5 protein-coding genes are annotated in these 6,513 nt (G+C 72.1%); 1 reads left to right on the top strand and 4 read right to left on the bottom strand.

Annotated features, from left to right (window positions below; genetic code table 11):
* The first annotated feature begins 2 nt into the window (after window positions 1-2).
* Entirely contained in the window at window positions 3-1,082 is a 1,080-nt protein-coding gene (locus AC08OP_RS18350; RefSeq protein WP_476615320.1) for a nucleotidyltransferase domain-containing protein, read from the top strand.
* A gap of 58 nt (window positions 1,083-1,140) precedes the next feature.
* Here the strand turns inward: AC08OP_RS18350 and AC08OP_RS18345 are convergent, their stop codons facing one another.
* The 4 genes from AC08OP_RS18345 to AC08OP_RS18330 form a co-directional block, all read right to left on the bottom strand.
* A complete protein-coding gene (locus tag AC08OP_RS18345) occupies window positions 1,141-2,490 on the bottom strand; it encodes a PH domain-containing protein (protein WP_476615319.1) in 1,350 nt (449 codons plus the stop codon).
* Window positions 2,487-2,972 (bottom strand): PH domain-containing protein, encoded by a 486-nt coding sequence (locus AC08OP_RS18340; RefSeq protein ID WP_462186393.1) that lies wholly within the window; start codon window positions 2,970-2,972, stop codon window positions 2,487-2,489. Before AC08OP_RS18340 ends, AC08OP_RS18345 begins: the two co-directional genes overlap by 4 nt.
* Window positions 2,973-3,088: 116 nt before the next feature.
* A complete protein-coding gene (gene clpB, locus AC08OP_RS18335) occupies window positions 3,089-5,698 on the bottom strand; it encodes an ATP-dependent chaperone ClpB (RefSeq protein ID WP_476615318.1) in 2,610 nt (869 codons plus the stop codon).
* A gap of 134 nt (window positions 5,699-5,832) precedes the next feature.
* Window positions 5,833-6,420 (bottom strand): heat shock protein transcriptional repressor HspR, encoded by a 588-nt coding sequence (locus tag AC08OP_RS18330; protein WP_476615317.1) that lies wholly within the window; start codon window positions 6,418-6,420, stop codon window positions 5,833-5,835.
* Window positions 6,421-6,513 lie beyond the last annotated feature (93 nt).

The following is a 6,513-nucleotide window of genomic DNA, read 5'->3' as shown; positions in this document are numbered from 1 at the left end:
GTGTGGATACCCCTCGGGGGACACCGGCCGGAGTCCGGCCGAGCGAGGTCACGTACGACCATCTGATCATTCCGCCGCACTGGCGTCGGCCGAAGGAGTCGGCGCCGGGGACGCTCAACCCTCTGTTCCCCTCCGAGGGAGGCCTCCGGTCCGAGCCGGCTGCGGCCGGCTCGACGTCGCCGATCAACCCGACAACCGGTCCGCTGACGGGTCCGCTGCTGGTCGGCACCACGGCGCGTGCCTTCGCGAAACTCGACGACCTGATCCGTCTCAGTGCCGAGGATCGTGCCGTCGTCGCGGCTCGCCGCGACGAGGCGGAGCGGGCGCTGCGCGCGATCTTCCCGCCCCGTTGCGCGCTGCCGCTGGTCGGGGTCGCCACGATCGGCTCGGCGGGGCGGGACACCATGATCCGTCCGCTCGACGAGGTCGACATCTTCGCGGTCTTCTCGGCGGCCAACAGCGCCTGGAAGCGTTTCCGCTGGGACTCCCGCGACCTGCTGCTCTGTGTACGCAACGCCATCGGCGGAGATCGGATCCAGACGATCGGCAGCCGCGGCCAGGCGCTGCGCATCGTCTACGACGCCCCCCCGGACGTCCATCTGGTGCCGGCCTTCGATCATCCGCGTGCCGGGTACGTCATACCCGACCGGGTCGGTGGCTGGCTGCCGACCCGGCCGGAGCGGCACACGAGCTGGGCGGCGGACCTCGGCCCCCGGGTGATCTCGGCGGTCCGCCTGCTCAAGGCGTGGAACCGGGTGCGCGGCAGCCACCTGCGCTCCTTCCATATCGAGGCGCTCGCCGGGCAGGTCCTCGCCGGTCGCGGGCTCAACACCCGGCAGGGGCTCGCCGAGGTCTTCCGGCACCTGGACGACGTCGGCCTCACCGTGGCCGACCCGGCCGGCGTCGGCGGGGACCTGTCGTCGTACCTGCGCGCCGAGGACATCGAGGCGTTGGCCGAGAGTGTCCGGCTCGCCCGGATCTACTCGGCGAAGGCGGTGGATGCGGAACAGGCCGACGATCACGAGGAAGCCGTGAACCTGTGGGGTTCCCTCTTCGGACCGGAGTTCCCCACGTTCGGCTGAGGGCGGGCCGGTAGCGCGCTTCGTTTACCCGGCGCCCCGGCTCATCCAGCGCCCCGGCTCATCCAGCGCCCCGGCTCATCCAGCGGTCCGGTACGGCGTGGCGCCGACCGATCCGGGATCGCTCGGCCTGCGCGGCGGCGAGCGAGACCGCCTCGTCGGCGTCGCGCAGGCCGGCGCGCACCGTCACCGGGCCGCCGGTGGTATCGAGGTGCACGTCGGCCAGCCGTAGCAGTCTGGCCAGCGGGTTCTGCACGATCCGGATGCTCTGCACCTTGCCGTGAGGGATGAGATCGGTGTGCCGCCGGACGATTCCCCGGTGTACGACGAAGACCGTGTCGTCCGCTCCGCAGGACAGCCGCCGCCAGTGGAGCGGGGCGAGCCAGGCGGCCCGGCGTGGCGGCCGGGTCATCGCCACCGCGGCGACGTCCACTCCGGGCAGCAGCCGGCCGATCAGGGCCAGCGCATCCGCCCGGCGGGCCACCGGTAGCAGCACGGAGGGCCCGCCGCCAGCCACGTTCATCCGGACCGTCACCCAGCCCGACCAGCGCCACAGCGCCGGTTCGCCGATGCTGATCGCCTGGACCCGTCCCGGCGGGACCGTGGCGTGGGTGCGGTTGAGCAGACCGCTGATGATGCGCAGCCCGTCGGGTGACTCGGAGACGGTGTAGGGGTAGCCGGCCGCGAACCGGCGAAACGTCGTGTGCCAGAGGCTGCCGAGCATCGGAACGGCGCCGAGGGCGCCGGTGAGGGTACCGGTCAGCAGGGCGGGCGTGGCGATCGCGGCCGCGCCGAACAGCGCCACCCACGGCGCGGGGGACAGCGCGATCGCGGCCACCAGCCGCCGTGGTGGCACCTCGGCGAGTGGGCGCTGCGGTGCCTCGCCTACGTCCGGCGCGAATCCCGCGGCGGTGGCCAGCAGCTCGGCCCGCAGCCGCTGGGCGTGACCCACCGACAGGTACCGCAGATCGGACCCGGAGTCGGTGTCCAGTTCGGAGCGTTCCCTGCCGGCGAGATCGAGCCGGAGGATGGCGAGCCCCGCGGCTCGGGCGAGAAGCGGTTGGGCGATGTCCACCGACTGTAACCGATCTAGCCGGACATGGCGGGTCCGTCGGACCAAAAGCCCGGTATCGAGCCGAAGATTGTCGCGTTCGACCCGGTAGCGGGTGAACCGCCAGGCGCAGTATCCGTAGATGCCGGCGGCGGGGATCAGGAAGATCAGGGTGAGCCCGATGATGCGGGGCGTGACGTCGTCGGCGAGGTTCCTGCCGACCGTCGCCACGAACGCCGCGACGATCACCCAGCCGCGCAGGAACGGGGTGAGCGGATGCAGCCGGTGAAACCCGTCCTGGCCGGGGCGTGTCGCCCGAGCCGGCGCTTCGCCGGTGGTGGACCCCCGCTCGATTGTCACAGCCCGGCCGACCGGGCTTCACCGCGTTCGGTGAGCGCGTCACGTAGCCGTGCGGCCTCGTCCGGGGCCAGGCCGGGGATGACGGCATCGCTGTCCGCGGCCGCGGTGTGCAGCTGCACCTTGGCGATGCCGAAACGGCGTGCCAGCGGCCCGGCGGTGACGTCGACGAGCTGCATCCGGCCGTACGGCACCACGATCAGGCGACGCGTCAGCACCCCGCGGCTGATCAGGAGATCGTCCTCCCGCTCGGCGTAGCGCCAGGCCTGCCAGCGGAGGCCGATCGAGCGCCAGAGCCAGCCCGTCACGAGGACCGGCGCCACCGTGATCAGTATCCAGGGCCAGCCGCCGAACGCCGCCGTGATCAGCAGGGTGAGCGCCACCACCGGGACGGCTCCCACGATCAGGAGCGCCCGTCGAAGCCGCCGTAGGTCCGGTGGCAGGACCCGCCACTGCGCGGGATCCGGCAGAAGAGCGTCGTGCATTCCGCAACAATAAGTCGCACATCCGCTACGTCCGGCCCGAATCGGCCGAGGAACTGGCGGCGCGCCGTCCCCACGATGGTCCTCGCCCGGTCTGCGGCGATTCGCCGGGAGGCCTGTCAGAGGGACTTGACGGTGGCGGCCTTGACCGTCAGGCCCGAGCGGTCCGGCGCGGCGTCGACGAGCACCTCGTCGCCGTCCCGGATCTGCCCGCCGAGCAGTTCCCTGGCGAGCTGGTCGCCGATCGCCGTCTGGACCAGCCGCCGCAGCGGGCGGGCCCCGAACACCGGATCGTAGCCGACGTCGGAGAGCCATCCCTTGGCGGCGTCGGTGGTGTTGAGGGTGATCCTCCGGTCGAGCAGCCGGGCCCGCAGCCGATCGAGCTGGAGATCGACGATGCGGGCCAGCTCGTCCCGGCCCAGCTGGTCGAAGACGAGGACGTCGTCGAGGCGGTTGAGAAACTCCGGCTTGAAGGCGTCGCGCACGGCGACCATCACCGACTCGCGGCGCACCTGCGGGCTGAGCGTGGGGTCCGCGATGAACTGCGACCCGAGGTTCGAGGTCAGGATGAGGATCGTGTTGCGGAAGTCCACCGTGCGGCCCTGGCCGTCGGTGAGCCGCCCGTCGTCGAGAACCTGCAGCAGGACGTCGAAGACGTCCGGATGGGCCTTCTCGACCTCGTCCAGCAGGATGACACTGTACGGCCGGCGGCGGATCGCCTCGGTGAGCTGACCGCCGGACTCGAACCCGATGTACCCGGGCGGGGCGCCGATCAGGCGGGCCACCGAGTGCTTCTCGGCGTACTCGCTCATGTCGATGCGCACGATCGCCCGCTCGTCGTCGAAGAGGAAGTCGGCGAGCGCCTTCGCGAGCTCGGTCTTCCCGACCCCGGTGGGCCCGAGGAAGAGGAAGGAGCCGGTCGGCCGGTCCGGGTCGGCGATCCCGGCCCTGGCCCGGCGGACCGCGTCGGAGACGGCCCGCACCGCGTCGTCCTGGCCGATGACCCGCGCGTGCAGTGCGGACTCCATGCGCAGCAGCTTCGCCGTCTCGCCTTCGAGGAGGCGACCGGCCGGGATCCCGGTCCAGGCGGCGACGACCTCGGCGACATCGTCCGGGCCGACCTCCTCGTTGAGCATCGCCCCACCGGGGGAGTCCGCGCCGGCCAGCGCGCCGGTCGCCGCCGACAGCCGCTTCTCCAACGTCGGGATGGTGCCGTACCGCAGCTCCCCGGCCTTGGCGAGGTCGAGGTCGCGCTCGGCGAGCTCCGCGGCGCGCCGCGCGTTCTCCAGCTCCTCCTTGATCTTCTGAACTTCGGAGATCGAGTCCTTCTCCCGGTGCCAGCGGGCCGTCAGGCTTGACAGCTCCTCACGCCGGTCGGCGAGCTCGCGCTGCAGGCGCCCCCGCCGCTCGCGGGAGGCCTCGTCGTTCTCCTTGGACAGCGCCATGTCCTCGATCTCCAGGCGGCGCACGGCGCGCTCGAGTTCGTCGATCGCCACCGGCCGGCTGTCGATCTCCATGCGGAGCCGGGATGCGGCCTCGTCGACCAGGTCGATCGCCTTGTCCGGCAGGAAGCGCGCGGTGACGTAGCGGTCGGATAGGGTGGCCGCGGCGACCAGCGCGGTGTCGGTGATGCGCACGCCGTGGTGCACCTCGTAGCGTTCCTTGAGCCCGCGCAGGATGCCGATGGTGTCCTCGACCGTCGGCTCGCCGACGAGGACCGGCTGGAAGCGACGTTCCAGCGCCGGGTCCTTCTCGATCCGGGCGCGGTACTCCTCCAGGGTGGTGGCGCCGATCATGCGCAGCTCGCCGCGGGCGAGCATCGGCTTGAGCATGTTGCCGGCGTCCATCGCTCCTTCGGCCGCGCCGGCGCCGACGACGGTGTGCAGCTCGTCGATGAAGGTGATGATCTGACCCTCGGCCTCGCGGATCTCGTTGAGGACGGAGGTCAGCCGCTCCTCGAACTCGCCGCGCAGCTTGGAGCCAGCAACCATCGAACCGAGGTCGAGCGAGACGATGCGCCGGCCGCGCAGCGACTCGGGCACGTCACCCGCGACGACCCGCAGCGCGAGCCCTTCGACGATGGCCGTCTTGCCGACCCCGGGCTCGCCGATGAGGACCGGGTTGTTCTTCGTCCGCCGCGACAGCACCTGGATGACGCGGCGGATCTCGGCGTCGCGGCCGATCACCGGGTCCAGCTTGCCCTGCTGCGCACGCTCGGTGAGGTCGATGGAGTACTTCTCCAACGCGCGGTAGGAGCCCTCCGGGTCCCGGGTGGTCACCCGCCGGGCGCCGCCGCGCACCTTCTCGAAGGCGCCGCGCAGCGCGTCGGGGGTGGCGCCGGCGGAGGTGAGGATCCGCCCGGCCTCGCCCCCCTCCTCGGCGAGCGCCACGACCAGATGCTCGACCGAGGTGTACTCGTCACCCAGCTGACCGGCCTGCCGCTCGGCGTTGTTCAGCACCGCGATGAGCTGGCGGGACAGCTGCGGCGGGGACACGCTCATGCCCGTCGCGCGGGGCAGCCGCGTCACTGCGGCCTCGGCTCGGGAGCGCACCGTGTCGACCGAGGTGCCCGCGGACGCCAGCAGCGCCGCGCCGACCCCGTCAGACGCTTCGAGCAGTGCGGTGAGCAGGTGGAGGGGGTCGACGAGGGGTGACCCGTCGGCGGTGGCTCGACTGATCGCTGCGGAGAGTGCCTCCTGCGACCGGGCGGTGAGGCGTTCAGCGTTCATGGCGGATCCCAGATGGTCGGACGGCGTGCACTGTCGCTTTTTCAACGCTCAGCATACCTAAGTCGTTTCCACTCAACCTTGCGGGCGCGCCGCGATGAACCCCCTGCATCCGTTTGCCGGCTCCGCCCGGCCGGTCAGCGGCGGGGCAGCGGCCGCCAGACCACGAGCGCGCCGCGATCCACCGGGACGAGGTCGCGCCGGTGACTGGCATGCGCCTCGGCCACCGCGCGGTCCGTGTCGGCGCGGGACCGGGCGAGCTCCTCGGTGAGCTGACGCACCTGCGCCTGCAGCGCCATCACCTGGGCGCTCAACCGGAGGATCTGCTTGATCCCCTCCAGGTTGACGCCTTCCTCCTGGGACAACCGCTGCACCTCGCGCAGCAACGCCACGTCCCGGGCGGAGTAACGCCGCCCCCGCCCGGCCGTGCGCCCGGGCGTGACCAGCCCGAGCCGGTCGTAGGACCGCAGGGTCTGGGGATGCATCCCGGCGAGCTGCGCGGCGATCGAGATGACGTAGACCGGTGCGTCCTCGTCGTGGGCCGGGCCCGGCAGCGGGCCGGCGGGGTAGTAGCCCTCCGGCCGAATCTCGGTGTCCGGCCGAACCTCAGCGGGGGACGCCGCCGGTCCCCTCTGGAGCTGCCGTTCCCCTGTTCGCCCTGCTCCCGTCGCTCGCCCGCGCCGGGCGGGCGGCGGGTCGGATGTGCGGTTCGGCCGCCCGGTCATCCGCCTGCCTCCATCCGTTCCATCAACGGCGCCCGTGGGTCCTCGGGATGGGCCTGGGCGAACTCCAGCAACGCCGTACGTGCCCGTGGGGAG

The organism is Frankia sp. CeRuru1, from assembly GCF_977966315.1.
Note: the sequence above shows the minus strand (reverse complement) of the source record. Positions and strands in the feature narration are given on the sequence as shown.

Excerpts from the sequence above, each read along its gene's own strand:
- AC08OP_RS18340 (WP_462186393.1), bottom strand. The coding sequence starts at position 2,972 with ATGCACGACGCTCTTCTGCCGGATCCCGCGCAGTGGCGGGTCCTGCCA.
- clpB (WP_476615318.1), bottom strand. The coding sequence starts at position 5,698 with ATGAACGCTGAACGCCTCACCGCCCGGTCGCAGGAGGCACTCTCCGCA.
- AC08OP_RS18330 (WP_476615317.1), bottom strand. The coding sequence starts at position 6,420 with ATGACCGGGCGGCCGAACCGCACATCCGACCCGCCGCCCGCCCGGCGC.